The 24,701-nt window shown below is 66.3% G+C and carries 24 protein-coding genes and 1 riboswitch; of the genes, 19 read left to right on the top strand and 5 right to left on the bottom strand.

The features are described 5' to 3' along the window. Window positions 1-18: 18 nt before the first annotated feature. Entirely contained in the window at window positions 19-2,241 is a 2,223-nt protein-coding gene (locus VJV41_RS23310; protein WP_325337672.1) for a molybdopterin-dependent oxidoreductase, read from the top strand. A gap of 74 nt (window positions 2,242-2,315) precedes the next feature. Here VJV41_RS23310 and VJV41_RS23305 read toward each other — a convergent pair whose 3' ends face one another. The 4 genes from VJV41_RS23305 to VJV41_RS23290 are packed head-to-tail and all read right to left on the bottom strand — an operon-like array spanning window position 2,316 to window position 6,295. Continuing rightward, window positions 2,316-3,059 (bottom strand): SIMPL domain-containing protein, encoded by a 744-nt coding sequence (locus tag VJV41_RS23305; protein ID WP_325337670.1) that lies wholly within the window; start codon window positions 3,057-3,059, stop codon window positions 2,316-2,318. 10 nt (window positions 3,060-3,069) lie between these two features. Continuing rightward, window positions 3,070-4,092 (bottom strand): zinc-binding dehydrogenase, encoded by a 1,023-nt coding sequence (locus VJV41_RS23300; RefSeq protein ID WP_325337669.1) that lies wholly within the window; start codon window positions 4,090-4,092, stop codon window positions 3,070-3,072. A gap of 31 nt (window positions 4,093-4,123) precedes the next feature. Continuing rightward, window positions 4,124-5,314, bottom strand: coding sequence for an LLM class flavin-dependent oxidoreductase (locus VJV41_RS23295; protein ID WP_325337667.1), 1,191 nt, complete (start codon window positions 5,312-5,314; stop codon window positions 4,124-4,126). Beyond that, on the bottom strand, window positions 5,315-6,295 hold the full coding sequence (locus VJV41_RS23290) for an alpha/beta fold hydrolase (protein ID WP_414685026.1): 981 nt from the start codon (window positions 6,293-6,295) through the stop codon (window positions 5,315-5,317). 302 nt (window positions 6,296-6,597) lie between these two features. Between VJV41_RS23290 and ftsH the strand changes: the two genes are divergently transcribed. The 11 genes from ftsH to VJV41_RS23235 all read left to right on the top strand — a co-directional run bounded on the left by ftsH (window position 6,598) and on the right by VJV41_RS23235 (window position 16,417). After that, entirely contained in the window at window positions 6,598-8,895 is a 2,298-nt protein-coding gene (gene ftsH / locus VJV41_RS23285) for an ATP-dependent zinc metalloprotease FtsH (protein ID WP_325337665.1), read from the top strand. 18 nt (window positions 8,896-8,913) lie between these two features. Then, on the top strand, window positions 8,914-9,549 hold the full coding sequence (folE, locus tag VJV41_RS23280; protein WP_325337663.1) for a GTP cyclohydrolase I FolE: 636 nt from the start codon (window positions 8,914-8,916) through the stop codon (window positions 9,547-9,549). Continuing rightward, the gene (gene folP / locus VJV41_RS23275) at window positions 9,546-10,367 is read left to right on the top strand and encodes a dihydropteroate synthase (RefSeq protein WP_325337661.1); all 822 of its coding nucleotides are present in this window, start codon (window positions 9,546-9,548) and stop codon (window positions 10,365-10,367) included. Before folE ends, folP begins: the two co-directional genes overlap by 4 nt. Beyond that, the gene (gene folB / locus VJV41_RS23270; RefSeq protein ID WP_325337660.1) at window positions 10,360-10,740 is read left to right on the top strand and encodes a dihydroneopterin aldolase; all 381 of its coding nucleotides are present in this window, start codon (window positions 10,360-10,362) and stop codon (window positions 10,738-10,740) included. Before folP ends, folB begins: the two co-directional genes overlap by 8 nt. Continuing rightward, complete coding sequence (folK, locus tag VJV41_RS23265; protein ID WP_325337658.1) at window positions 10,737-11,249, top strand: 2-amino-4-hydroxy-6-hydroxymethyldihydropteridine diphosphokinase; 513 nt, start codon at window positions 10,737-10,739, stop codon at window positions 11,247-11,249. The genes folB and folK overlap by 4 nt, the downstream gene beginning before the upstream one ends. Continuing rightward, window positions 11,249-11,725 carry a DUF3180 domain-containing protein gene (locus VJV41_RS23260; protein ID WP_325337656.1) on the top strand — a complete coding sequence of 159 codons (477 nt, stop codon included), beginning with the start codon at window positions 11,249-11,251 and terminating at the stop codon, window positions 11,723-11,725. Before folK ends, VJV41_RS23260 begins: the two co-directional genes overlap by 1 nt. Before the next feature lie 77 nt (window positions 11,726-11,802). Next, window positions 11,803-13,164: a DUF6779 domain-containing protein gene (locus VJV41_RS23255; protein ID WP_325337654.1), complete on the top strand. Its 1,362-nt coding sequence runs from the start codon at window positions 11,803-11,805 to the stop codon at window positions 13,162-13,164. Between the two features lie 80 nt (window positions 13,165-13,244). After that, window positions 13,245-14,189: a Rossmann-like and DUF2520 domain-containing protein gene (locus VJV41_RS23250; RefSeq protein WP_325337652.1), complete on the top strand. Its 945-nt coding sequence runs from the start codon at window positions 13,245-13,247 to the stop codon at window positions 14,187-14,189. Continuing rightward, the gene (gene panC / locus VJV41_RS23245) at window positions 14,186-15,157 is read left to right on the top strand and encodes a pantoate--beta-alanine ligase (protein WP_325337650.1); all 972 of its coding nucleotides are present in this window, start codon (window positions 14,186-14,188) and stop codon (window positions 15,155-15,157) included. The genes VJV41_RS23250 and panC overlap by 4 nt, the downstream gene beginning before the upstream one ends. Beyond that, entirely contained in the window at window positions 15,157-15,564 is a 408-nt protein-coding gene (gene panD, locus VJV41_RS23240; RefSeq protein WP_325337648.1) for an aspartate 1-decarboxylase, read from the top strand. Before panC ends, panD begins: the two co-directional genes overlap by 1 nt. A gap of 37 nt (window positions 15,565-15,601) precedes the next feature. Then, window positions 15,602-16,417 carry a type III pantothenate kinase gene (locus VJV41_RS23235; protein WP_325337646.1) on the top strand — a complete coding sequence of 272 codons (816 nt, stop codon included), beginning with the start codon at window positions 15,602-15,604 and terminating at the stop codon, window positions 16,415-16,417. Here VJV41_RS23235 and VJV41_RS23230 read toward each other — a convergent pair whose 3' ends face one another. Further along, window positions 16,418-17,641: an alanine racemase gene (locus VJV41_RS23230; RefSeq protein ID WP_325337644.1), complete on the bottom strand. Its 1,224-nt coding sequence runs from the start codon at window positions 17,639-17,641 to the stop codon at window positions 16,418-16,420. 23 nt (window positions 17,642-17,664) lie between these two features. On the opposite strand from VJV41_RS23230, the gene lysS reads away from it, so the two are divergent. The 7 genes from lysS (at window position 17,665) to VJV41_RS23195 (ending at window position 24,631) form a co-directional block, all read left to right on the top strand. Continuing rightward, window positions 17,665-19,179 (top strand): lysine--tRNA ligase, encoded by a 1,515-nt coding sequence (lysS, locus tag VJV41_RS23225; protein WP_325337643.1) that lies wholly within the window; start codon window positions 17,665-17,667, stop codon window positions 19,177-19,179. 124 nt (window positions 19,180-19,303) lie between these two features. After that, complete coding sequence (lsr2, locus tag VJV41_RS23220; RefSeq protein WP_325337746.1) at window positions 19,304-19,645, top strand: histone-like nucleoid-structuring protein Lsr2; 342 nt, start codon at window positions 19,304-19,306, stop codon at window positions 19,643-19,645. Window positions 19,646-19,935: 290 nt separating this feature from the next. Next, on the top strand, window positions 19,936-22,485 hold the full coding sequence (gene clpC1, locus VJV41_RS23215) for an ATP-dependent protease ATP-binding subunit ClpC (RefSeq protein WP_325337641.1): 2,550 nt from the start codon (window positions 19,936-19,938) through the stop codon (window positions 22,483-22,485). A 99-nt stretch (window positions 22,486-22,584) separates the two neighbouring features. Continuing rightward, window positions 22,585-22,956 carry a YbjQ family protein gene (locus tag VJV41_RS23210; protein WP_325337639.1) on the top strand — a complete coding sequence of 124 codons (372 nt, stop codon included), beginning with the start codon at window positions 22,585-22,587 and terminating at the stop codon, window positions 22,954-22,956. Then, a riboswitch (cobalamin riboswitch) is annotated at window positions 22,952-23,139 on the top strand. (Overlaps the previous gene by 5 nt.) Continuing rightward, window positions 23,123-23,338, top strand: a complete 216-nt coding sequence (locus VJV41_RS23205; RefSeq protein WP_325337637.1) for a CbtB domain-containing protein — start codon at window positions 23,123-23,125, stop codon at window positions 23,336-23,338. It overlaps the preceding riboswitch by 17 nt. Before the next feature lie 13 nt (window positions 23,339-23,351). Next, the gene (locus VJV41_RS23200; RefSeq protein ID WP_325337636.1) at window positions 23,352-24,083 is read left to right on the top strand and encodes a CbtA family protein; all 732 of its coding nucleotides are present in this window, start codon (window positions 23,352-23,354) and stop codon (window positions 24,081-24,083) included. After that, window positions 24,080-24,631 (top strand): histidine phosphatase family protein, encoded by a 552-nt coding sequence (locus VJV41_RS23195; protein WP_325337634.1) that lies wholly within the window; start codon window positions 24,080-24,082, stop codon window positions 24,629-24,631. The genes VJV41_RS23200 and VJV41_RS23195 overlap by 4 nt, the downstream gene beginning before the upstream one ends. Window positions 24,632-24,701 lie beyond the last annotated feature (70 nt).

Here is a 24,701-nt window from a genome sequence, read left to right as displayed (position 1 = left end):
CCGGCGCAAGATGAGGGCATGCCGACTGCCTTGCGGATCTGCCCGCTGTGTGAGGCCACCTGCGGCCTGACGCTCACAATCTCCGACGGCCGGGTGACCGGTGCCCGCGGCGACCGCGACGACGTCTTCAGCAAGGGTTTCATCTGCCCGAAGGGCGCGAGCTTCGCCGAACTCGACAGTGATCCCGACCGGCTGACGAGCCCGCTGGTCCGCCGCGACGGTGTGCTGACCGAGGCGACATGGGGCGAGGCATACGCCGTCATCGCCGAACGGCTCGGTGAGGTCCTTCGTGAGCACGGCGGTACGTCGGTCGGCGTTTACCTCGGCAACCCGAATGCGCACACGGTCGCCGGCGGCCTGTACGCACCGCTGATCATCCGCGCGCTGGGCACGCGCCAGGTGTACTCGGCGAGCACGCTGGACCAGATGCCCAAGCATGTCTCGCTGGGCTACATGTTCGGCAGCCCTGTCGCCTTCACCGTGCCCGATCTCGACCGCACCGACTACCTCGTGATCATCGGCGCGAATCCCCTTGTGTCCAACGGCAGTCTGGCCACCGCGGCCGATTTCCCTGGCAAGTTGCGGGCGCTGCGTAAGCGCGGTGGCCGGCTCACGGTCATCGACCCCGCGCGTACCCGCACTGCCGAACTGGCCGATCGCCACATCGCCCCGCGTCCCGCCACCGACGCCGCACTGCTGTTCGCCATCGTGCACGTGTTGTTCGAAGAAGGACTTGTCGCACCGGATCTCGGAGGTGTGGCCGAACACGTCAACGGTATCGAGCAAGTCCGCGCCCTGGCCGACGAGTTCTCGCCGGAAACCGTTGCACGCCACTGCGGGGTGCCCGCCGACGAAATCCGCGCACTGGCCCGCGAGATCGCCGCAGCCCCCTCGGCCGCGGTGTACGGCCGAATCGGTACCAGCACAGTCGAATTCGGTACGATCGGCAGCTGGCTCGTCGACGTCATCAATGTGCTCACCGGAAACCTCGACCGTCCGGGCGGGGCGATGTTCCCGCTGTCTCCCGTCGCGCCTACGCCGCGCCCAGCAGGTCCCGGCCGGGGGTTCAAGACGGGCCGATGGCACAGCCGGGTCTCGGGTTATCCCGAAGTCCTGTCAGAACTGCCCGCGGCCGCGCTCGCCGAGGAGATCGAAACGCCCGGCGAGGGTCAGATCAAGGCGATGATCACGATCGCCGGCAACCCGGTGCTCTCCGCGCCTGACGGCGATCGCCTCGACCGCGCGTTCGACGGCGTGGGTTTCATGCTCAGCATCGATCCGTACCTCAACGAGACGACCCGTCACGCCGACGTCATCCTCCCGCCGCCACCGCCGTCGCATGCCGCTCATTTCGATCTCGCGCTCAACAATCTCGCGGTGCGCAACAACGCCCGGTACTCGCCACCGGCGCTGCCGCTGGACGGGCGACCCGACGAGGCGGAGATCCTGTCGCGCCTCGCGCTGATCCTCTATGGCCTCGGCTACGACGATGATCCGGGGCTGGTCGACGCGCAGGTCATCGCGACGACACTGACCAAGGAGACCGCGGACGCGAACTCGTCCGTCGCCGGGCGTGACATCGAGGAACTGACCGCGATGCTCGTCGCCGGCCCGGGCTACGAGCGTCGCCTCGACATGATGCTTCGCCTCGGCGCCTACGGCGATGCGTTCGGCGCCAAGCCCGACGGGCTGAGCCTGGAAGGGCTGAAGGCCGCTCCGCACGGCATCGACCTCGGGCCCTTGCAGCCTCGGCTACCTGGGGCCTTGCGAACACCAACCGGCAAGATCGAACTCGCACCTGAGCCGCTGATCGCCGATGCGGCTCGGTTACGGGACTCTCTGAGTCGAGGCGACGATGGCTTCGTCTTGATCGGCCGGCGGCATCTGCGGTCGAACAACAGCTGGATGCACAACCTGCCCGCTCTCGCGGGCGGCACGAATCAGTGCACGTTGCAGATTCACCCGGACGACGCCGCGGAACTCGGCCTGACGGACAACGCCGTCATCAAGGGGCCGGGCGGTGATCTCGTCGCGCCGGTGGAGGTCACGCCGGGCATGCGGCGCGGCGTGGTGTCCCTTCCCCACGGGTGGGGTCACGACCGCGGCGGCACGCGGCAGGGCATCGCGTCCGGTCAGCCGGGTGTCAACGTCAACCAGCTCAACGACGGCAACCTGCTCGACCCGCTGTCGGGCACGGCTGTGCTCAACGGCATACCGGTCGACATCGCGCCCGCGGGCTAGGTTTTCCTGGCCGAGCAGACGCAAAACTGCTCATTTCCGGGCCAATTAGGGCAGTTTTGCGTCTGCTCGCCGGCTTAGGTCAGTTCCCAGATCACCGTCACGGAGAAGCCGACCGTCTGCTGGCCCGGCTCGAGCGGCACCGCCGCCATCTCAGCGCCGCCCTTGAAGCTCGGCATCGGCGTCGGTGGTGTCGCGCCACCTGACTCCGTGATCGAGATGACCTTGCCGAGATCGAGTCCGGAGAGTTGCGCGTACTGCTGGGCGCGGTCCTTCGCGTCGTTGAACGCGCGTGCGCGGGCGTCCTTGACGAGTTGCGAGTCATCGTCGATCGAATAGTTCACCGAGTTGATCCGGGTGGCGTCGCCGCCGGTGCTGACAATCAGCGTCAGCGCTGCCGACGCGGAGTCCAGCTTGCGGATCTTGACCTCGATTGAATTGCTCGCCCGGTAGCCGACGATCGCGGAGCTGTCGCCGCCGGCGAACTGCGGCTGCAGGCTCACCTGCGTCGTGCTGATGTCCTTGCGGTTGATGCCGGAGCCCACCAGCGCGTCGATGACGGCTTGCTGACGGTCGCTGGTCTGGTTCATTGCGCCGGTGACATCGGGTGCGACGAATTCGATCGAGGCGTTGACGGTCAGCGTGTCCGGCGTGCCCTGCACCTGGCCGGCGCCAACGACGGTGACCTGCCGGGTGTCCTTGTCCGAGCTGCCCGTCGGCCCGGATGACGTGTCACAACCCGAGAGTCCCACAGCCGCAAGCCCCGCCGCGGCGAGGAGGAGAAGTCGTGTGGGCATCTTCGCTCTCGCTGCGATCGGCATGCCTGGCACCTTAGCGTGAGGGTGTCACCAGGACCTTGCAATGTGTGTCGGGATGGGCCAGCTCGTCGAACGCTGCGCCGACGCCTGCGAGACCGACCTCACCGGTGATCATCGGAGCGACGTCGATATCGCCCTCGGCGATGGCGCGCAGGCAATCGGTGAACTCGTTCGGGTCGTAGGCCAACACGAATTGCACATTGATCTGCTTGGCGATGGCGAAATACGGATGGACGGTGTCGGGCTGCATACACACGCCCGCGACGACCACCCGTGCGCCGACGGGCGCGCGGCGCAATATGTCGTCGATGATGCCCGGCACCCCGACCGCCTCAAAGACCACCCTCGGAGTAGCGCTCTCGAAGGGCGAGCCGTCGGCGGGATCGACCGTCGCGGTGGCCCCCATCGTCTCGGCAAGTTCGCGACGCCGCGCCGAATAGTCAGCCGCCACAATGGATTCCACACCACGATGACGTAGACCGGCGATGATGGCCAGACCGATCGGACCGCAGCCCAACACCAGCGCCACCTCGCCGGGCTGGATCGCCGACTTGTTCACTGCGTGAAGGCCGACGGCCATCGGCTCGGTCAGCGCGGCGTGTCGCGGATCCAACCCGTCGGGGATCGGAGTCAGCAGCGGAGCCGACAACAGCATGCGTTCGGCGTAGCCGCCGATCGTCTTGTTGGAGTAGACGATCGGTTCGACACCAGTTGCTGAAACCAGCACCGGCAGGGACGTGACGAGCGTGCCCGGTGCCGGGGCTTGGGTGTCGGGACCCGCTTCGAGCACCTCGGCGCTGAACTCATGGCCCATGAAGATGTCGCGGTTCAGGTCGAGCTGCATGCCGCCGTCGCCGAATCCGTCGATCTGATTGTTGAGCTCGATGACGTCCTTGCCATGTTTGGCGAAATGCAAGTCTGAGCCGCAGATTCCGCACGCCTTCACCTCGACGAGCACCTGTCCCGGACCAGGCACCGGTTCGGGAACGTCGTCACGCAGAACCATGCGGCCGTCGCGAAGTACCGCCGCGCGCATCAGCTTTGCCCTCGGCTCTTCGCGCGAGCGCTCATCGCTGCTCCTGTTCCTTGAGTTCGTCGGTGTGTTCCGAGATCGCCTTGACGATGGCCTCACCCGCTCGGCCGAGCAGCTTGTCTCGCATGTCCTTGGCCCAGTCGTGCGACGCCCGCGGCGCGCTCAGCTGGCCCTTGAAGTGCGGCATCACCTCGCGGGCGAACAGCTCATACGAGTGGTAGGTCGCCTGCGGGGATGCCCAGTCGTGGCCGAGCAGCAGCAGGGTGCCGAACCCGCCGGATGTGTCGAGCAGGTCCTGGATATACGCGACGGCGTCGCCCGGGGTGCCGATGCAGCAGTTGCCCTTGCCCGCATACTCCGCCACGAACTCGCGCGGCGACTGTGTGCCCTCAACGGAATTCGACAGCGGCACGAAACCGGCCGCGCCGAAGTAGTTCGCAAAGTCCTGCAGCCCATAGGTGCAGTCGTCGATCGCCTGGTCGCGGGTGTCTGCCAGGTGGATGATGGCCAGCACTCGCCAGTCACGGCGGTCGGGCTCGCCGCGTCCCGACTTCTCCGCCTGATCGACCACGACCTGCCACGTGTTCTCCAGCGCCGCGTATCCGCCAGGCACGGACATCGACAGCGACAGCAGTGACGTGCCAAGCGCTCCTGCCAGACGTGGACCGGACGGGGAAATCATTGCCGCCGTTGAAATTTCGGGATACGGCCAGGTGTACGGCCGGATGTGAAGCTGTGCGTCGCGAAGCGTGAACCAGTCGGAATGCCGGTTGATCCGCTCGTCGGGGGCCGCGCGAAACAGTGCGAGGATCGCCTCCAGCGATTCCTGCATCATCCGGCGCTGTTCGACGGGATCGATGCCCATCATGTAGGCGTCGGATGGCAGCGCGCCCGGTCCGGTGCCGAACGTCACACGCCCGCGCGTGAGGTGGTCGAGCAGTACCCAACGGTCGGCGACCATCAGCGGATGGTGATACGGCAGCGATACCACGCCGGTGCCCAGCCGGATGTGCTTGGTCCGCTCGGCGGCCGCGGCGATGAAGACCTCGGGGCAGGCGATCAGCTCGTAGCCGCCGGAGTGATGCTCGCCGAACCACACTTCGTCGTAGCCGAGACGGTCCAGCGCCACCGTTCGTTCCATGTCGTATTCCAATGCGACAGTTGGGGATTGGCCGACGGGATGAAACGGCGTGATGAACACGCCGAAATTGAGTGGACGGGTCACCTACAGCTCCAATCTGGATAGGAAGTCGAGCAACGCCGCGTTGACGTCATCGGGCCGTTCTTGCTGGATCCAGTGACCGGCGCCCTCGATCATCAGTTCGCGATAGTCGCCGGTAACGACTTCACCGACGCGGTGCCGTGGCGTGTAGGCCAGGGTCGGGTCGGCGCCTCCGCCGATGAACAGCGACGGCACTGCGATGGTGGCGGCGGCCGTCGTCGCGGTCAGCTCCCAGTTGAGATCGAAGCAGCGATACCAGTTCAGCGGCGCGGTGAAACCGGATCGAGTGAATTCGCTTACATAGTGGTCGAATTCGTTCTGGCTGATCCAGTTGGGAAGCGCGGCCGGCTCGGGGATGCGGTCGATGAACCCCTCCGGACCGGGCTGGAGCATCCGCAGTGCGGCGGCCTCGTCGGTGGTCGTCAGCGAGCCCATGAGCCGTCGCAGTGTGGTCGCCGGGTCACGGTTCAGTTCGGCATCAGCCGGACCGCGCTCCTGGAAGTAGAGGATGTAGAAGAAGTTGTCTTTGAACACCTTGCGGAAGGCCTGCGTCGTCGGCACCTGTGGCCTTGGCACCGGCGGAACGCTCAGCCCGACGATCCCGGCGAACCGGTCGGGATGCAGCAGGGGCGCCGTCCACGCCACCACTGCACCGAAGTCGTGTCCGACGAGCACGGCCCGCTGCGCGCCGACATCATCGAGCAGGCCGACTATGTCAGCGGACAGCTCCACGACGTTGTAGGCGTCGACGGCCGCAGGCTTTGACGAGCCGCCATAACCGCGCTGATCGGGTGCCAGCACGTGGTAGCCGGCCTCGGCCAACGCGGGAATCTGATGGCGCCACGAGTACGCCAGCTCGGGGAAACCGTGAGCCAGCACGACGACCGGCGCACCCTGCTCGCCGGCCTCGATGACCCGAAGCTGCACTCCGTTGGTCTCTACTAACCGTTCGGTCGACGTGAGCACGGTCACAGCCAAGCACAGTCCTGAGCGGCGAGTGTGGGGTTATGTCACGCCTCGAGCGCAAGAAGCGTGCGGGTAACCCACGTTCGGCGAACGCGGGCGAGAAAGCCGTCGGGCTACACCCTCGGTTCCCTCCGGCAAGCCGTCGGGCTACACCCTCGGTTCCCTCCGGCAAGCCGTCGGGCTACACCCTCGGTTCCCTCCGGCAAGCCGTCGGGAACTGGACTTCGTTGTTGTAGCGGTAGCCTTGAGGTTTCCAGCTGCGCGTATTGGAAGGACACCGGCCGCGAGCGGCCGCAAAAGATGAAGTCGACGGACATCTAATGAACCGGAAAAATGTAATCCGCACGCTCACCGCGGTCGCCGTGGTGTTGCTGCTGGGCTGGTCGTTCTTCTATTTCAGCGACGACACCCGCGGATATAAACCCGTCGACACGTCGGTGGCGATGGCCCAGATCAACAGCGACAACGTCAAGAACGCGCAGATCGACGACCGTGAACAGCAGCTGCGGCTGGAGCTGAAGAACGGCAACGCCGACACTGACGACAGCGACAAGGTCATCACCAAATTCCCCACCGGCTATGGGGTGCAGCTGTTCGACGCCCTGCAGGCAAAGAACGCCAAGACCAACACCGTGGTGAACCAGGGCAACATGCTCGGCTCGCTGCTGATCTACCTGTTGCCGCTGCTGCTTCTGGTCGGGCTGTTCGTGATGTTCTCGCGGATGCAGACCGGCGGTCGGATGGGCTTCGGCTTCGGCAAGTCCCGCGCCAAGATGCTCAACAAGGACATGCCCAAGACCACGTTCGCCGACGTGGCCGGTGTCGACGAGGCGGTCGAAGAGCTCTACGAGATCAAGGACTTCCTGCAGAACCCGTCGCGCTATCAGGCGCTGGGCGCCAAGATCCCCAAGGGCGTGCTGCTCTACGGCCCGCCGGGCACCGGCAAGACGCTCCTTGCCCGAGCCGTCGCCGGTGAGGCCGGGGTTCCGTTCTTCACGATTTCCGGCTCCGACTTCGTCGAGATGTTCGTCGGCGTCGGCGCATCCCGCGTCCGCGACCTGTTCGAGCAGGCCAAGCAGAACAGCCCGTGCATCATCTTCGTCGACGAGATCGACGCCGTTGGCCGTCAGCGTGGTGCGGGTCTCGGCGGCGGCCACGACGAGCGCGAGCAGACGTTGAACCAACTCCTCGTCGAGATGGACGGCTTCGGCGAGCGGCAGGGCGTCATCTTGATCGCGGCCACCAACCGCCCCGACATCCTGGACCCCGCCCTGCTGCGTCCCGGCCGCTTCGACCGGCAGATCCCGGTGTCCAATCCCGACATCGCCGGCCGTCGCGCCGTGCTGCGCGTCCATTCGCAGGGCAAGCCCGTCGCACCCGACGCCGACCTCGACGGGCTGGCCAAGCGCACCGTCGGCATGTCCGGCGCCGATCTGGCCAACGTGATCAACGAGGCCGCGCTGCTGACCGCCCGCGAGAACGGCACCATCATCACCGGGGCTGCGCTCGAGGAGGCGGTCGACCGCGTTGTCGGCGGACCGCGCCGCAAGGGCCGCATCATCAGCGAGCACGAGAAGAAGATCACCGCCTACCACGAGGGTGGGCACACGCTCGCGGCGTGGGCGATGCCAGACATCGAGCCGATATACAAGGTGACGATTTTGGCCCGCGGTCGCACCGGCGGGCATGCGGTCGCCGTGCCCGAGGACGACAAGGGCCTGATGACCCGCTCCGAGATGATCGCGCGGCTGGTGTTCGCGATGGGCGGACGCGCCGCAGAAGAACTCGTCTTCCGCGAGCCGACGACCGGCGCCGTGTCCGATATCGAGCAGGCCACCAAGATCGCCCGCGCGATGGTCACCGAATACGGCATGAGCTCCAAGCTCGGCGCGGTGCGTTACGGCACCGAGCACGGCGACCCGTTCCTGGGCCGCACGATGGGTGTCCAGGCGGACTACAGCCACGAGGTCGCCCAGATCATCGACGACGAAGTGCGCAAGCTCATCGAGGCCGCGCACACCGAGGCGTGGGAGATCCTCACCGAGTACCGCGACGTGCTCGACATCTTGGCCGGCGAACTGCTGGAGAAGGAGACGCTGCACCGCGCAGAACTCGAAGCGATCTTCGGTGAGGTCAAGAAGCGCCCGCGGCTGACGATGTTCGACGACTTCGGTGGCCGTGTCCCGTCCGACAAGCCGCCGATCAAGACACCCGGCGAGCTAGCGATCGAGCGCGGCGAGCCGTGGCCCAAGCCGCAACCCGAACCGGCGTTCAAGGCCGCCATCGCGCAGGCCAGCAAGGCGGCCGAGGCGGCCCACCAGAACGGCGCAAATGGCAACGGGACCAACGGAATCCCCGCCAACACGCCCACCCAGCCCGACTACGGCGCGCCGGCCGGCTGGCACGCGCCCGGCTGGCCTCCGCAGCAGCAGCAGCCGCCGGCCCAGCACCCGCAGGGGTACTGGTACCCGCCGCCGCACTGGCAACAGCCCTACCCGCCGTATCAGCCCTACCCGCAGCCCGGACAACCCGCACCTGGAGGCGGGGCTCCCGCGTCAAACCCGAATAATGAGGACTCGGGCCAGGAGAACCGGTCTAATCCGCCGGCCCACGGCTGACAGATACGGAGGCTCTCGATGACCCCGCGCACGCGAGGAGCGGTTCAGCAGGTGTCGCACAACAACTCGGCCACGTTCACCACCCCGGCATTCGACCAACCGCGTGCGGAAGCCGCAGTGCGGGAGTTGCTGATCGCTGTCGGGGAAAACCCCGACCGGCACGGGCTGGAGGACACGCCTGCGCGTGTGGCGAGGGCATACAAGGAGATGTTCGCCGGGCTCTACACCGACCCCGACACGGTGCTGGACACCACCTTTGACGAGCAGCACGACGAGCTGGTGCTGGTCAAGCAGATCCCGTTGTACTCGACCTGCGAGCATCACTTGGTGGCCTTCCATGGGGTCGCGCACGTCGGCTACATCCCTGGTGTCGACGGACGGGTCACGGGTCTGTCCAAGATCGCAAGGTTGGTCGACCTGTATGCCAAGCGGCCGCAGGTGCAGGAACGACTCACGGCGCAGATCGCCGATGCGCTGATGCGCAAGCTGGATCCACGTGGCGTGATCGTGGTTGTGGAGGCTGAGCATCTGTGCATGTCGATGCGCGGCGTGCGCAAGCCCGGAGCGGTCACCACCACATCGGCGGTGCGCGGCCAGTTCAAGTGCGATGCGTCGTCACGATCCGAGGCGCTGGATCTCATTTTGCGAAAGTGAGTCCGACGCGCGTGCAGGTCATGGGGGTCGTGAACGTCACCGACGACTCGTTCTCCGACGGAGGAGTGTTCCTCGACCGTGACCGCGCCGTCGAGCACGGCCTTGCGCTAGCTGCCGACGGGGCCGCAATCGTCGACGTAGGCGGAGAGTCGACGCGCCCTGGCGCCACCCGTATCGATCCTCGGGTCGAGACCGCACGCGTTGTGCCGGTGATCAAAGAACTTGCCGGACAGGGCATTACGGTCAGCATCGACACCATGCACGCCGAGGTCGCTAAAGCTGCGCTCGAGAACGGAGCTCGGATCGTCAACGACGTCTCCGGCGGCCGCGCCGACGTGAACATGGCGCCGCTGATCGCCGACGCGAAAGTGCCGTGGGTGCTGATGCACTGGCGGTCGGTCGGCGCTGACCGCCCGCACGATGTGCCCGCCTATGGCGACGTGGTAGGCGAGGTGCGAGACGAATTGCTGGCCAGCGTCGACGTCGCAGTGTCTGCCGGCGTGGATTCCGCCAAGCTGATCATCGATCCGGGGCTCGGATTCGCCAAGACGGCAGAACACAATTGGGCACTGCTGCGTGCGCTGCCAGAGTTCGTCGCCACCGGAATCCCCGTGTTGGTCGGGGCATCGCGAAAGCGCTTCCTCGGCACGCTGCTTGCGGGTCCCGACGGCGAACCGCGGCCACCGGACGGACGCGAGACCGCGACCGCGGTGGTCTCCGCGCTGGCCGGTCTGCACGGGGCGTGGGGAGTGCGGGTGCACGACGTACGTGCGTCAGTCGATGCGCTGAAAGTGCTTGAGGCGTGGCGCGATGGCTGATCGAATTGAGTTGCGGGGCTTGACGGTTCGGGGCAACCACGGTGTGTTCGAGCACGAGCGCCGCGACGGCCAGGAGTTCGTCGTCGACATCACGGTATGGATCGATCTGGCGCAGGCCGCCGCCAGTGACGACCTCGCCGACACGCTGGACTACGGCACGCTGGCACAGAGGGCCGCCGACATCGTCGCCGGGCCGCCGCGCAAACTCATCGAGGCGGTGGCAGGCGATATCGCCGAGGGCGTGATGACCGACGAGCGCGTGCACGCCGTCGAGGTCGTCGTACACAAGCCCGCCGCGCCCATTCCGCTGGAGTTCTCGGATGTGGCGGTGGTGGCGCGACGGTCGCGACGCGGCGACAGGGGCGGCGCATGAGCAGGGTGGTGCTGTCGATCGGGTCGAATGTCGGCGACCGGATGGCGCGGCTGCAATCCGTCGTCGACGGACTCGACGGTGCCGTGCGCGCCGTGTCGCCGGTGTACGAGACCGACCCGTGGGGCGGCGTCGAGCAGGGCGCATTCCTCAACGCGGTGCTGATCGCCGACGACCCCGCGCTCGACGGCCACGGCTGGCTGCGGCGTGCCCAAGAGCTGGAGCAGGCCGCAGGCCGCGTGCGCGGTCAGCGCTGGGGTCCACGCACCCTCGACGTTGATCTCGTCACATGCCATGACAGCGACCATGAAGTGACGTCCCGCGACGAAGGACTGACGCTGCCGCATCCGTTGGCGCATCTGCGGGCGTTCGTGTTGATCCCGTGGCTGGCGGTCGAACCCGACGCCACACTGACAGTGGCAGGCGGACCGCGACGCATCGACAAGCTGCTCGCCGAAATCGATCCCGCCGAGCGAGACGGGGTGCACCTGACCGGCCTGGTGCTCGCCTGATGGGGCCGACCCGCAAACGTGACCTGACGGCCGCGGCGGCCGGTGCTGCTCTGGTGGGCTACATGCTCGTCGTCCTGTTGTACCGGTGGTTCCCGCCGATCACCCTGTGGACGGGCGTGTCGCTGCTCGCGGTGGCGGTCGCCGAGGGGGGCTGGGCCTTCTACATACGGTCCAAGATCAACGACGGACAGATCGGCGACGGGCCTGGCTGGCTGCATCCGCTAGCGGTGGCGCGGTCGGTGTTGATCGCTAAGGCGTCGGCGTGGGTGGGTGCGCTGGTGCTCGGGTGGTGGATCGCTGTGTTGGTCTATCTTTTGCCACGCCGGAGCAGTCTGCGGGTGGCCGGTGAGGACACCGCCGGGGCGGCCGTGGCCGCCGCCAGTGCGCTCGCGCTGGTGATCGCCGCACTGTGGCTTCAGCATTGCTGCAAGTCGCCGGAGGAACCGCCCGACAGCGCCGACGGAGCCACTGAGTAGCTGGCCCGGAGGCTCTACCTGCCGAATCGCCGGAGAGGTCGACACGCGAGCCGACCTGTGGCGGGTACAGTCGGCCCATGACCGATCTGACCCGCAGCGCCCGGTCACGGCGCGGCGGCCGCAGGCCGGGTTGGGCGCTGTTGACGGTGTTGCTGGTGCTCGCCATAGGGGCGAGTTCTGCCCTGGTGTTCACCAACCGGGTGGAGCTGTTGAAGCTCGCCGTCATCCTGGCGTTGTGGGCAGCGGTAGTGGCCGCGTTCGTATCGGTCATCTACCGCAGACAGAGCGATGTCGACCAGGCCAAGGTGCGCGATCTGAAGCTGGTTTACGACCTCCAACTGGACCGTGAGATCTCGGCGCGACGCGAATACGAGCTGAGCGTCGAAACCGAGCTGCGCCGCGAGTTGGCCTCCGAGCTGCGAGCCCAGGCCGCCGACGAGGTGGCCGGACTGAGGGCGGAATTGGCGGCGCTGCGCGCGAATTTGGAGATCCTCTTCGACGCCGACTTATCGCACCGGCCCGCGATCGAGAACGAACGCACCACGGTCCGCGCGTACAGTGATTGGGCGCGCGACGCCGAAACCACGGGCCGCGTCACCGCCAGCCGGATCGACACCGAGGATCGTTACGACGTCGAGGACCGGACCGAGGAGAGCCCGATCATCGACGTGCCCGCTGAACCGCATCCGCCTGAGCCTGAATGGGTACCGTCGTCGACCTTCGGCGGTGCGCATCGCAGGCCGTCGGAGTTGGCGCAGGAGGGCCTGCGGCATCGGGTAGAGGAGCCGCCGCGGGTGTGGACGCCGCCTGCCCCTGAGCCGGCGCCGCAGCAGGCACCCGAGCCCCAATTCCCTTGGCGGCCACCGCAACAGGAGCAACCACCGACGGCCCCTGAACCACCTCCGCCGCCTCCGCCGCGCCCGGAACCGGAGCCGGTCGCCGCGCAAGCGCCGCCGACGGACTGGCAGCCCGCGCCCGCCGAGGGGCAGTGGGTACCGGCGGGGACACCCGGCAGCAACTGGATCTCGCCGTCGGTGCCCGATTCGTCGGCTCAGCCGACGGGTGACAACGGCTCGGCCGGCGACTATGTCGGCAGGAGAAGGGCAACCGAGCCCGCCGTGTCCAATTCGCCGGCTCAGCCGACGGCATCCAATTCGCCGGCTCAGCCGACGATGTCGCCGCCGCCGGCCGAGTCTCCCCGTGGCCGCCACTCCGCTCCGCCGGAAGCCACCGATCCCGGGCGTCCGCCCACACCGCCGACTTTGGCCACCGAACCTCCGCAGGCGCTGCGGCACCCGGAGCCCACCCCGCCACCCACCCCCGCGCAGCCGCGGCACCGCAGCGTCGAGGACACCGGTGGACAGTCCGTTGCCGAGCTGCTCGCGAGGCTGCAAGCGACGCCTACCGGGGGCGGCCGTCGCCGCCGACGCGAAGAGTGAGATAACCTTTTCCCGACCGTCCGGTACCCGCAACGCAGGACCGGAACGAGCGAACCACAGAACTTGCGAGGTCGTCTGCGATGGAGCAGGTAGACGGACTGCGTCCGGCGCGACTCACGATCGGCATCATTTCCGCTGGTCGGGTGGGTACAGCGCTGGGCGTGGCGCTGGAGCGCGCCGACCACGTCGTCGTGGCATGCAGCGCCGTCTCGCATGCGTCGCGGCAGCGCGCCGAGCGCCGGCTCCCCGACACCGCAGTGTTGCCTGTCGACGAGGTGGCAGGCCGGGCCGAACTCTTGCTGCTCGCGGTGCCCGACGCCGAGCTGGCCTCGCTGGTATCAGGCCTCGCAGCGACGCAGGCGGTGCGACCGGGCACCATCGTCGTCCACACCTCCGGAGCCAACGGCATCGGCGTGCTGGCCCCGCTGACAGAGCAGGGCTGCATCCCACTGGCCATCCATCCCGCGATGACGTTCACCGGTTCAGACGAGGACATCGACCGCCTGCGCGACACCTGCTTCGGTATCACCGCCGCCGACGAGGTCGGGTATGCCGTCGCCCAGTCGTTGGTGCTGGAGATCGGCGGAGAGCCGTTCCGGGTGCGCGAGGACGCCCGCACGCTGTACCACGCAGCGCTGGCCCATGCGAGCAACCACGTCGTCACTGTGCTTCTCGACGCCGTCGAGGCGCTGCGGTCGGCGTTGTGGGGACAGGAGCTGCTCGGCCAGGAATTGGTCGGCGACGCGCCGGGCGGCATCGCTGAGCGCGTGATCGGTCCGTTGGCTCGGGCGTCGCTGGAGAATGCGCTTGTACGCGGCCAGGCGGCTCTGACCGGTCCCGTCGCGCGCGGTGACGCGGCCGCAGTGGCTGGCCACCTGCGGGCGTTCGCCGAGGTGGATCCTGAACTGGCGCAGGCATATCGGGCGAACTCACTGCGCACCGCGCAGCGCGCCCATGCCCCCGACGACGTGTTGGCCGTACTTGCCGTGGCTCCAGGCGCTAGCCGGGAAGCGGGACACAAATGACCGATCGCAAAGCACCGAAGTTCACCACCGGTGAGCTCAACGTGTATTCCCGGCCGAGCGAAGTCTCCGACGTCACCCGGGCGCTGCGCACGGTCGGCCGCAGGGTGATGCTGGTGCCGACGATGGGCGCTCTGCACGAGGGCCACCTCACCCTCATCAGAGCCGCCAAGCGCGTGCAGGGCGCGGTCGTGGTGGTGTCGATCTTCGTCAACCCGTTGCAGTTCGGCGCCGGTGAGGACCTCGACGCGTACCCGCGCACACTCGACGACGACTTGGCAGCCCTTCGCGCCGAGGGCGTCGAGATCGCGTTCACCCCGACCGCCACCGACATGTATCCCGACGGCACCCGCACTTCCGTACATCCCGGCCCGCTCGGCGAGGAGCTCGAAGGTGCCACTCGTCCAACGCATTTCGCGGGCGTGCTGACCGTCGTGCTCAAGCTGCTGCAGATCGTGCGCCCGGATCGGGCATTCTTCGGCGAGAAGGATTACCAGCAGCTCGTGTTGGTGCGGCAGATGGTTGCCGACCTCAACGTCGACGTCCAAATCGTCGGGGTGCCGATCGTGCGCGAGCCCGACGGGCTGGCGATGTCCTCGCGCAACCGCTATCTCAACGAGGTCGATCGTGAGCAGGCGGGCGCACTGTCGGCGGCGCTGCTGGCCGGCATGTACGCCGCGTCGGGCGGCACGTCGGCCGCATTGGACGCCGCCCGCGCGGTGCTCGACGAGGTGCCCGCCATCGAACTCGACTACCTGCAGGTGCGCGACATCATGCTGGGTCCGCCGCCGGCCGAAGGCATCGCCCGCATGCTGCTGGCGGCGCGACTGGGCCGCACCAGACTGCTGGACAACATCGCCATTGACATCGGAGCAACCGCCGGCACCGACGGACATCCACGCGTCGGGTCGGACGACACCGGACAGATCGCCGGCTCAGCCGGCAGTCACGAATTGCCTTGGAGGAACTGATGTTACGAACGATGCTCAAATCGAAGATCCACCGTGCCACGGTTACCAAGGCCGACCTGCACTACGTCGGCTCGGTAACCATCGACGCCGACTTGATGGACGCCGCGGACCTGTTGGAGGGCGAGCAGGTCACGATCGTCGACATCGACAACGGCGCCCGGCTGGTCACCTACGCGATCACCGGTGAGCGCGGCAGCGGCGTGATCGGCATCAACGGTGCCGCAGCGCATCTCGTGCATCCCGGCGACCTGGTGATCCTGATCGCCTACGGCACGATGGAGGACGCCGAGGCGCGGACGTATCAGCCGCGCGTGGTTTTCGTCGACGCCGACAACAAGCAGATCGACCTCGGGACCGACCCCGCCTACGTGCCGGCGGATGCGGCCGAGCTGATGTCGCCACGGTGAGCAGGAACGAAGTGACCCGAGTAGGGGTGATGTAGCCGTGCTTCTCGCGATCGACGTCCGCAACACCCACACCGTCATGGGTCTGGTGTCGGGTTCCGGCGACCACGCCAAAGTGGTGCAGCAGTGGCGGACTCGCACCGAATCCGAGGTGACCGCCGACGAGCTGGCGCTGACCATCGACGGATTGATCGGCGATGACTCCGAGCGGCTCACCGGCGCGGCCGGCTTGTCGACGGTGCCGTCGGTCATGCACGAACTGCGCGAAATGCTCCAGCAGTATTGGCCGTCGGTGCCCCACGTATTGATCGAGCCCGGCGTGCGCACCGGCATCCCGCTGCTGGTCGACAACCCCAAAGAGGTCGGCGCCGATCGCATCGTCAACTGCCTGGCGGCCTACCACAAATACGGCACCGCCGCGATCGTCGTCGACTTCGGTTCGTCCATCTGTGTCGACGTGGTGTCGGCCAAGGGCGAATTCCTCGGGGGCGCAATCGCTCCCGGAGTCGAGGTGTCCTCAGATGCCGCCGCGGCCAGGTCCGCTGCGCTGCGCCGGGTCGAGCTGACCAGGCCACGATCGGTCGTCGGCAAGAACACCGTCGAATGCATGCAGGCCGGCGCGATATTCGGATTCGCCGGGCTGGTCGACGGTTTGGTGCAGCGGATCCGCGACGACGTCGACGGATTCGCGGGCGACGACGTCGCCGTAGTTGCGACCGGGCACACCGCGCCGCTGCTGCTGCCCGATATGCGCTCGGTCGAGCATTACGACGAGCATCTGACGCTGGACGGCCTGCGGCTGGTGTTCGAGCGCAACCGAGACAGCCAGCGTGGCCGCCTCAAGCAGGCCCGTTAACTAGAAGAACGTGCGGATCAAGCCGACCACTCGATCGTCGGCGTCCAGCTCGGGGATGAGCTGCCACCTGTCGAACGTCGTGCACGGGTGTGAGATGCCAAAACCCAGCCAGTCGCCGACCTCGGCGCGGTCGACGCCGCCCAGTCGAAGATAGGCGTGCTGATCGTTGAGCTTGGTGACGACGCTGCCGGGCAGACTCAGCGGCGACGGCAGATCCTGATCGAACGACACGTCGCGCCGGCCCATGGTCAGCACCGCAAGCTCTGGATCAGGGCGTGACACCACCTGCGCCCACACCTGCAGCGCGGGCCGCAGCGCGTCGCGAAGAGGTGACGTGCGGGCGTATAGGCCGTCGTCGTGCGTCAGATAGGCGCCGCTGCGCAATACGGTGCGCCATTCGCCGGTCAGCACGTCGGCGACCGATTCGAAGTACGTGCTGCCACCGGCCGTCACGATCACCCGATCCGTCTCGAACAATGGGGCCAGTCGCAGCGCCGCTGCGCGCATCTGAAGCAGATAGCCGGTCACGACGGCTACCGCGTCGGGTGTGACGTCGTGCCCGAGCGCCGCCTCGTAGCCGGCCACTCCGACAAGTCGCAGCCGCGACGAACGGGCGGCCGCCTGCGCGACCTCGTCGACAGCGGCTGGTCCACGGCATCCGGTGCGGCCGTCAGCCATGCCCACCTCGACGCAGACGTCGAGCTGTCTCTGCGCCCCCGCCGCCGACAGCGCATCGGTCATCAGTTCCACACCGCGAACCGAATCTACCCAGCACACCAGCCGAAAGTCCGGATGAGCATCGAGTTCGGCTGCCAGCCAATGCAGTCCGGCCGCGTCCACCAGCTCGTTGGCCAGCACGACGTCGCGCACGCCGAACGCCCGACACACCCGGATCTGGCTGACCGTGGCCGCCGTGATCGCGCAGGCACCGGCGGCGAGCTGGCGGGCGAACAGCTGCGGCGCCATGTGCGTCTTGCCGTGCGGCGCCAGCTCGACACTGTGGTCGCGACACCAGTTCGCCATCGTGGTGAGGTTGTGCGTCAGCGCGTCGGCGCGCAGCACGCAGACGGGCCCCGTTGCACCTTCATCGAAAAGGTTGGGGGCCGAAGCGCAGATCTGCGCAGCAGTGCGGCCCAACCATGACGTTGGTATTCCTTTGAATCGCCAGTCCAGCGGCTCGTCGGCAAGGGCGGCCAGCGCCGCCGCGTTGACGGGATCGGCCATGCGTTCATTTAAGCTGGCCAGTCGTGACCTCTCCTGATCAGCCCAACTCCGAGTCCGACGTCCCCGAGCAGTTCCGGATCCGTCAGGCCAAGCGGGAAAGGCTGCTCGCGGAGGGACGCCAGCCCTACCCGATCGAGGTTGCGCGCACCCATACCCTGGCCGAGATCCGTCAGGCCTATCCGGAATTGGCGGCCAACACCGAAACCGGCCAGATCGTCGGCGTCGCGGGCCGGGTGATGTTCGCGCGCAATTCCGGAAAGCTGTGTTTCGCAACTCTCCAGGAAGGCGACGGCACGGCGCTGCAGGCGATGATCAGCCTGGATCGGGTCGGTCAGGAATCGCTCGACGCCTGGAAGTCTGACGTCGACCTGGGTGACATCGTTTATGTCCACGGCGAGGTGATCAGTTCGCGGCGAGGCGAACTGTCTGTGCTTGCAGATTCTTGGCAAATTGTTTCAAAAGCGTTGCGGCCGCTTCCCGTCGCTCATAAAGAGATGAGCGAAGAGTCTCGGGTGCGGCAGCGCTATGTCGATCTGATCGTGCGCCCCGAGGCTCGCACCATTGCCCGTCAACGCGTTGCGGTGGTGCGTGCGGTTCGCGAGGCGCTTCAGAGGCGCGGTTTTCTCGAAGTCGAGACGCCAATGCTTCAGACGCTGGCCGGTGGCGCCGCCGCGCGTCCGTTCGTGACGCACTCGAATGCGCTCGACGCGGACCTGTACCTTCGCATCGCTCCGGAACTTTTCCTGAAGCGTTGCTTGGTAGGCGGTTTCGACAAGGTCTTCGAGTTGAATCGCGTGTTCCGAAACGAAGGTGCGGATTCCACACATTCACCCGAATTTGCGATGTTGGAGACATATCAGGCGTACGGCACCTACGACGATTCCGCGGTCGTCACGCGCGAACTTATTCAGGAGGTTGCCGACGACGCGATCGGTACCAGAAAGCTGCCACTGCCTGATGGCACTATCTACGATCTGGACGGCGAATGGGACTCGATACAAATGTATCCATCGCTGTCCGAGGCTCTCGGAGAACAGATCACGCCTGAGACTCCTGCGGATGAGTTATGGGGGATTGCAGACCGTCTCGGCGTTGAGATTCCGCGCGATCGTGGTTACGGGCACGGGAAATTGGTCGAAGAACTATGGGAGCACACGGTTGGTAACAAGCTGTGGGCACCAACCTTCGTGCGTGACTTTCCGGTGGAGACGACGCCGCTCACCGCGCCTCATCGCAGCGTTGAGGGCGTCACCGAGAAGTGGGATCTGTACGTCCGGCGCATCGAGTTGGCGACCGGCTACTCGGAACTGATCGACCCGGTAATCCAACGGGAAAGGTTCGAAGCGCAAGTGCGCGCGGCGGCCGCCGGCGACGACGAGGCAATGGCTCTCGACGAAGATTTTCTGGCGGCATTGGAGTATGGGATGCCGCCCTCTACGGGCACCGGAATGGGTATCGATCGGTTGTTGATGGCTTTGACGGGACTGTCGATTAGGGATACGGTTTTGTTCCCGATTGTTCGTCGACACATCAACTGAACTGCTTCGATTCAGAACTTGTTCAATCTTGTTGAATGGGGTGCCTCCATATGGCACATTGGTGCGGGGGTTCGAGAACTAATCTACTCTTGTAGTGCGCAGGCAGAAGGGTCAGTGTGAGCTAATGGCGAAGAAAGTGACCGTCACGTTGGTCGACGATTTCGACGGCGAAGGTGGCGCCGATGAGACGGTCGAATTCGGGCTCGACGGGGTGAGCTATGAGATCGACCTTTCTTCCAAGAATGCTGCAAAGCTTCGAAACGACCTGAAGCAATGGGTCGATGCTGGCCGCCGGGTTGGTGGTCGTCGGCGTGGGCGTTCTGCTGGATCGGGCCGGGGGCGGGCGGCGATCGATCGCGAACAAAGTGCCGCGATCCGCGAATGGGCTCGGCGCAATGGACACAATGTGTCGACCCGTGGTCGCATCCCGGCCGACGTCATCGACGCATTCCACGCGGCAACCTAATCGGCCGTTGCCAGTCGTCGTCCGTATGGACGACAACTGCTGCTGCCTTTCGCTAGCGGCGAACCAGTCGCGGTATCAGGTCCGGAAACGTTTTCCTCAACATGGGCGTTGCTACGTGTAGCGCGCCAGGTACAGGGCCTTTGGCACGCATAGCCTCCCAACTTCGCTTGTCCGACAACTCCGGCACGCGACGCAGGGGTGGCGGTCGCCCACTAGACTTGGGTGACGGGTCCGGGCGCGGCGTGCCGCGCAAAGAACCGAGCCTTTTGATGGAGAGCAGGTAACCACCGATGTTTGAGAGATTCACCGACCGTGCCCGCAGGGTCGTCGTCCTGGCTCAAGAAGAAGCCCGGATGCTCAACCACAACTACATCGGGACCGAGCACATCCTGTTGGGACTCATTCATGAGGGTGAAGGCGTAGCAGCCAAGTCGCTGGAGTCGCTGGGCATTTCGCTGGAAGGCGTGCGCAGCCAGGTCGAGGAGATCATCGGCCAGGGCCAGCAGGCGCCGTCCGGCCACATCCCCTTCACCCCGCGCGCCAAGAAGGTACTGGAGCTGTCCCTGCGCGAGGCGCTGCAGCTCGGCCACAACTACATCGGCACCGAGCACATCCTGCTCGGGCTGATCCGTGAGGGTGAAGGCGTGGCCGCCCAGGTTCTGGTGAAGCTGGGTGCCGAGCTGACGCGCGTGCGTCAGCAGGTGATCCAGCTGCTGAGCGGATACCAGGGCAAGGAGACCGCGGAGGCCGGCACCGGCGGCCGCGGCGGCGAGGCGGGCAACCCGTCCACCTCGCTGGTGCTCGACCAGTTCGGCCGCAACCTGACCGCGGCCGCGATGGAGGGCAAGCTCGACCCGGTCATCGGTCGCGAGAAGGAAATCGAGCGGGTCATGCAAGTGCTGTCCCGCCGCACCAAGAACAACCCGGTGCTGATCGGCGAGCCCGGCGTCGGCAAGACCGCCGTCGTCGAGGGGCTTGCGCAGGCGATCGTGCACGGCGAGGTCCCCGAGACGCTGAAGGACAAGCAGCTCTACACGCTTGACCTGGGATCCTTGGTGGCAGGCTCGAGGTATCGCGGTGACTTCGAGGAACGCCTGAAGAAGGTGCTCAAGGAGATCAACACCCGCGGCGACATCATCCTGTTCATCGACGAGCTGCACACGCTCGTGGGTGCGGGTGCCGCCGAGGGCGCGATCGACGCCGCCAGCATCCTGAAGCCGAAGCTGGCCCGCGGCGAGCTGCAGACCATCGGCGCGACCACGCTCGACGAGTACCGCAAGTACATCGAGAAGGACGCCGCTCTGGAACGCCGGTTCCAGCCGGTGCAGGTCGGCGAGCCGACGGTCGAGCACACCATCGAGATCCTCAAGGGTCTGCGCGATCGGTACGAGGCGCACCACCGGGTGTCGATCACCGACTCCGCGATGGTCGCGGCGGCCACGCTCGCCGACCGCTACATCAACGACCGCTTCCTTCCGGACAAGGCCATCGACTTGATCGACGAGGCCGGTGCCCGGATGCGGATCCGTCGGATGACGGCGCCGCCAGACCTTCGTGACTTCGACGAGAAGATCGCCGAGGCCCGCCGTGAGAAGGAGTCCGCGATCGACGCGCAGGACTTCGAGAAGGCGGCAAGTCTGCGCGACAAGGAAAAGCAGTTGGTCGCGCAGCGTGCCGAGCGCGAGAAGCAGTGGCGCTCAGGTGATCTTGACGTGGTCGCCGAGGTCGACGACGAGCAGATCGCCGAGGTTCTGGGCAACTGGACCGGTATCCCCGTGTTCAAGCTGACCGAGGCGGAGACGACTCGGCTGCTGCGCATGGAGGACGAGCTGCACAAGCGGATCATCGGCCAGGAGGATGCCGTCAAGGCCGTCTCCAAGGCGATCCGCCGCACCCGTGCCGGCCTGAAGGATCCACGGCGCCCGTCGGGCTCGTTCATCTTCGCCGGCCCCTCCGGCGTCGGTAAGACCGAGCTGTCCAAGGCGCTGGCGGAGTTCCTGTTCGGCGACCAGGACGCGCTCATCCAGATCGACATGGGCGAGTTCCACGACCGCTTCACCGCCTCGCGGCTGTTCGGTGCCCCTCCGGGCTACGTCGGCTACGAGGAAGGCGGCCAGCTCACCGAGAAGGTGCGGCGCAAGCCGTTCTCGGTTGTGCTGTTCGACGAGATCGAGAAGGCGCACCAGGAGATCTACAACAGCCTGTTGCAGGTTCTCGAGGACGGCCGCCTGACCGACGGTCAGGGTCGCACGGTCGACTTCAAGAACACGGTGCTGATCTTCACGTCGAACCTCGGCACATCCGATATCTCGAAGGCTGTCGGCCTGGGCTTCAGCCAAGGCGGCGGTGCGAACGACTACGAGCGGATGAAGCAGAAGGTCAACGACGAGCTGAAGAAGCACTTCCGGCCGGAGTTCCTCAACCGCATCGACGACATCATCGTCTTCCACCAGCTGACTCGCGACGAGATCATCCGGATGGTCGACCTGATGATCACGCGGGTGGAAAAGCAGCTCAAGGGCAAGGACATGGCCATGGAGCTGACGGACAAGGCCAAGGCTCTGCTCGCCAAGCGCGGGTTCGATCCCGTGCTGGGAGCTCGCCCGCTCCGTCGCACGATCCAGCGCGAGATCGAGGACGCGCTGTCGGAGAAGATCCTCTTCGAGGAGGTCGGACCCGGCCAGCTCGTCAAGGTCGACGTCGACAACTGGGACGGCGAGGGCACCGGCGAGGACGCGGTGTTCACGTTCGCCGGAACCAAGAAGCCGGCCAAGCCGGCCGAGCCGGAACTGGAGAAGGCTGGCGCTGCGGGCGCGCCGAGCGCGGCGGCCGCAGAGTAACTGGGCCCCCGCGCAAGTTGGGACTACAACAAAAGCGGGCGGTTACCCTCTCACCGGGTAGCCGCCCGTTTTTCGTGTCAGAAAAGGAGTGCGTGCGCAGTGCTTATTGTCACCAGCAACGACCTTCCCGGATGGGAGATCCAGCGGGTATGCGGCGAGGTGTTCGGGCTGACCGTCCGTTCCCGCAACGCGTTCGCCCAAATCGGTGCAGGGTTCAAATCGATGTTCGGCGGCGAACTGCAGGGCATGACAAAGAACCTCGCCGATAGCCGCAACGAGGCCATGGGCAGGCTGATCGCCGAGGCCCGCGCACGCGGTGGCAACGCGATCGTCGCAATGCGTTTCGACACCACCGAACTCGGCGACGTGTGGACCGAGATCTGCGCCTACGGCACGGCGGTGCAAGCCGTCCCGGTGACGGACGGGGCGAAGTACACCGCCCAGCAATTGGGATACGGCGCCGGAGGCTAGACGTCTTAGTTACGATGCTGCTGTAATCGGCGGGCGAAGGAATCTGGTGAGACTCCAGAACGGTCGCGCCACTGTGACAGTCAGACCCGACGTCCGCCATCACTTCTGCGAGATGCACGGCTCGCCGTGTGGAAACTGGGACGCGAAATCCCGGAAAGGAAATGTCATGACCTCTCCCGAGGCACGCAAGACCGTCGCACCGGCCGTCGATCTGTCGGTGGCCAAGGCGGCGCTGTGGCTGTCGCTGACGGCGTTCCTGGCGTTGGTGGTGCTGTACTTCGTCGGCCTTGACCAGGGCGCGACGTCGGTGTTCGGCGACAACATGTATGTGCACGAATTCGTGCACGACGCTCGCCACCTGCTCGGCTTCCCCTGCCACTGAGCGCGAGCCGAGAATGGAAAAACGAATAATCGCGCGCGGCGTTCTGGCCGGCGCAATTGGTGGCGTGCTCGCATTCTTCTTTGCGCGCACTTTCGTCGAGCCGGTGATCGAACGGGCTATCGCCTTCGAGGAATTGCACGATCACGGCGGTCACGAGCATGGCGTCGAATTGTTCAGCCGTGGGGTACAAGCCAACATCGGCATGGGATTCGGTGTACTGGCGTTCGGCGTCGCAATGGGCGCCTTGTTCGCGGTGGCCTACTGCGTGGCCTATGGACGCGTCGGCAACATCGCGCCGCGGCTGTTGTCTCTGCTGCTTGCTGGTGGAATGTTCTTGTCGCTCTACGTCATTCCGTTCCTGAAGTATCCGCCTAGCCCGCCGGCGGCCAGCCTGGAGGAGACCATCCGTCAGCGCACGCTGTTGTATCTGCTGATGGTCGTGCTGTCGGCGGCGCTCCTGGTGGCGGCGGTGTACGTGGGCCGCAGTCTGGTGGAGCGGTACGGAGGGTGGAGCGCCGCGCTGATCGCGGCGGGGTCGTATGTCGTGGCGATCGCGATCGTGATGCTGGCGCTGCCGACCATCGACGAGACGCCCGACCATTTCCCCGCCGACGTTCTCTACGAGTTCCGCCTGTACTCGTTGGGCACGCAGTTGGTGTTGTGGGCGATCATCGGGCTCGTGTTCGCCTCGATGGCGCAGCGGCTGCTCGGTGAAACGCGACGACGGGAGAGCGTCAGCGCGTGAGCGAGGTCGTCCGGCTCACCCTCGTATCCCACGCCATGACGGATGCGATGGCAGCCGGACGATTTCCCACCGACGAACCGCTGAACTCCGTCGGCCACCGTCAGATCGACACGTCGATTGAACTTGGCGTCACTGAACGCGCGTACTGCGGACCCGAGAAGCGCACCAGGCAAACGGCCGAGCTGCTCGGCCTGCACGCCAGTGTCGACAACCGGCTGGCGGATCTGGACTGCGGCCGCTGGCGAGGTGACGTGCTTGGCGGTGTGATTGCGGCCGATCTGGCGATCTGGCTGACCGACCCGACGCGCGCCCCGCACGGAGGCGAGTCCGTCGTCGAGCTGATCAGCCGGGTGCGTGCGTGGATGGATTCACTGACCGCCAACCGCATCCGGCTGGTCGCCGTCACCCACCCTGCGGTGATCCGCGCGGCGATATTGGTGGCGCTCGACGCGCCTCCAATATCGTTCTGGCGCATCGATGTTGCCCCCGCGAGCCGCACGGTGATGCACTTCCGCGGGCACGCCTGGACGCTACGGTCGACCCTCTAGTGTCCCGATTCACAAGTTCTGTGGCAGATTCCGGCGAACGCGGGCATGCAGCATTGTCGAGACTGTGGTT

Source organism: Mycobacterium sp. (assembly GCF_035274705.1).
In the GTDB taxonomy this organism is placed as follows: domain Bacteria; phylum Actinomycetota; class Actinomycetes; order Mycobacteriales; family Mycobacteriaceae; genus Mycobacterium.
Note: the sequence above shows the minus strand (reverse complement) of the source record. Positions and strands in the feature narration are given on the sequence as shown.

Excerpts from the sequence above, each read along its gene's own strand:
- ftsH (WP_325337665.1), top strand. The coding sequence starts at position 6,598 with ATGAACCGGAAAAATGTAATCCGCACGCTCACCGCGGTCGCCGTGGTG.
- VJV41_RS23255 (WP_325337654.1), top strand. The coding sequence starts at position 11,803 with ATGACCGATCTGACCCGCAGCGCCCGGTCACGGCGCGGCGGCCGCAGG.
- folK (WP_325337658.1), top strand. The coding sequence starts at position 10,737 with ATGAGCAGGGTGGTGCTGTCGATCGGGTCGAATGTCGGCGACCGGATG.
- VJV41_RS23230 (WP_325337644.1), bottom strand. The coding sequence starts at position 17,641 with ATGGCCGATCCCGTCAACGCGGCGGCGCTGGCCGCCCTTGCCGACGAG.
- VJV41_RS23310 (WP_325337672.1), top strand. The coding sequence starts at position 19 with ATGCCGACTGCCTTGCGGATCTGCCCGCTGTGTGAGGCCACCTGCGGC.
- panC (WP_325337650.1), top strand. The coding sequence starts at position 14,186 with ATGACCGATCGCAAAGCACCGAAGTTCACCACCGGTGAGCTCAACGTG.
- folE (WP_325337663.1), top strand. The coding sequence starts at position 8,914 with ATGACCCCGCGCACGCGAGGAGCGGTTCAGCAGGTGTCGCACAACAAC.
- panD (WP_325337648.1), top strand. The coding sequence starts at position 15,157 with ATGTTACGAACGATGCTCAAATCGAAGATCCACCGTGCCACGGTTACC.
- clpC1 (WP_325337641.1), top strand. The coding sequence starts at position 19,936 with ATGTTTGAGAGATTCACCGACCGTGCCCGCAGGGTCGTCGTCCTGGCT.
- VJV41_RS23260 (WP_325337656.1), top strand. The coding sequence starts at position 11,249 with ATGGGGCCGACCCGCAAACGTGACCTGACGGCCGCGGCGGCCGGTGCT.
- folB (WP_325337660.1), top strand. The coding sequence starts at position 10,360 with ATGGCTGATCGAATTGAGTTGCGGGGCTTGACGGTTCGGGGCAACCAC.
- VJV41_RS23250 (WP_325337652.1), top strand. The coding sequence starts at position 13,245 with ATGGAGCAGGTAGACGGACTGCGTCCGGCGCGACTCACGATCGGCATC.
- lsr2 (WP_325337746.1), top strand. The coding sequence starts at position 19,304 with ATGGCGAAGAAAGTGACCGTCACGTTGGTCGACGATTTCGACGGCGAA.
- VJV41_RS23300 (WP_325337669.1), bottom strand. The coding sequence starts at position 4,092 with ATGCGCGCGGCGGTACTTCGCGACGGCCGCATGGTTCTGCGTGACGAC.
- VJV41_RS23305 (WP_325337670.1), bottom strand. The coding sequence starts at position 3,059 with ATGCCGATCGCAGCGAGAGCGAAGATGCCCACACGACTTCTCCTCCTC.
- VJV41_RS23200 (WP_325337636.1), top strand. The coding sequence starts at position 23,352 with ATGGAAAAACGAATAATCGCGCGCGGCGTTCTGGCCGGCGCAATTGGT.
- VJV41_RS23205 (WP_325337637.1), top strand. The coding sequence starts at position 23,123 with ATGACCTCTCCCGAGGCACGCAAGACCGTCGCACCGGCCGTCGATCTG.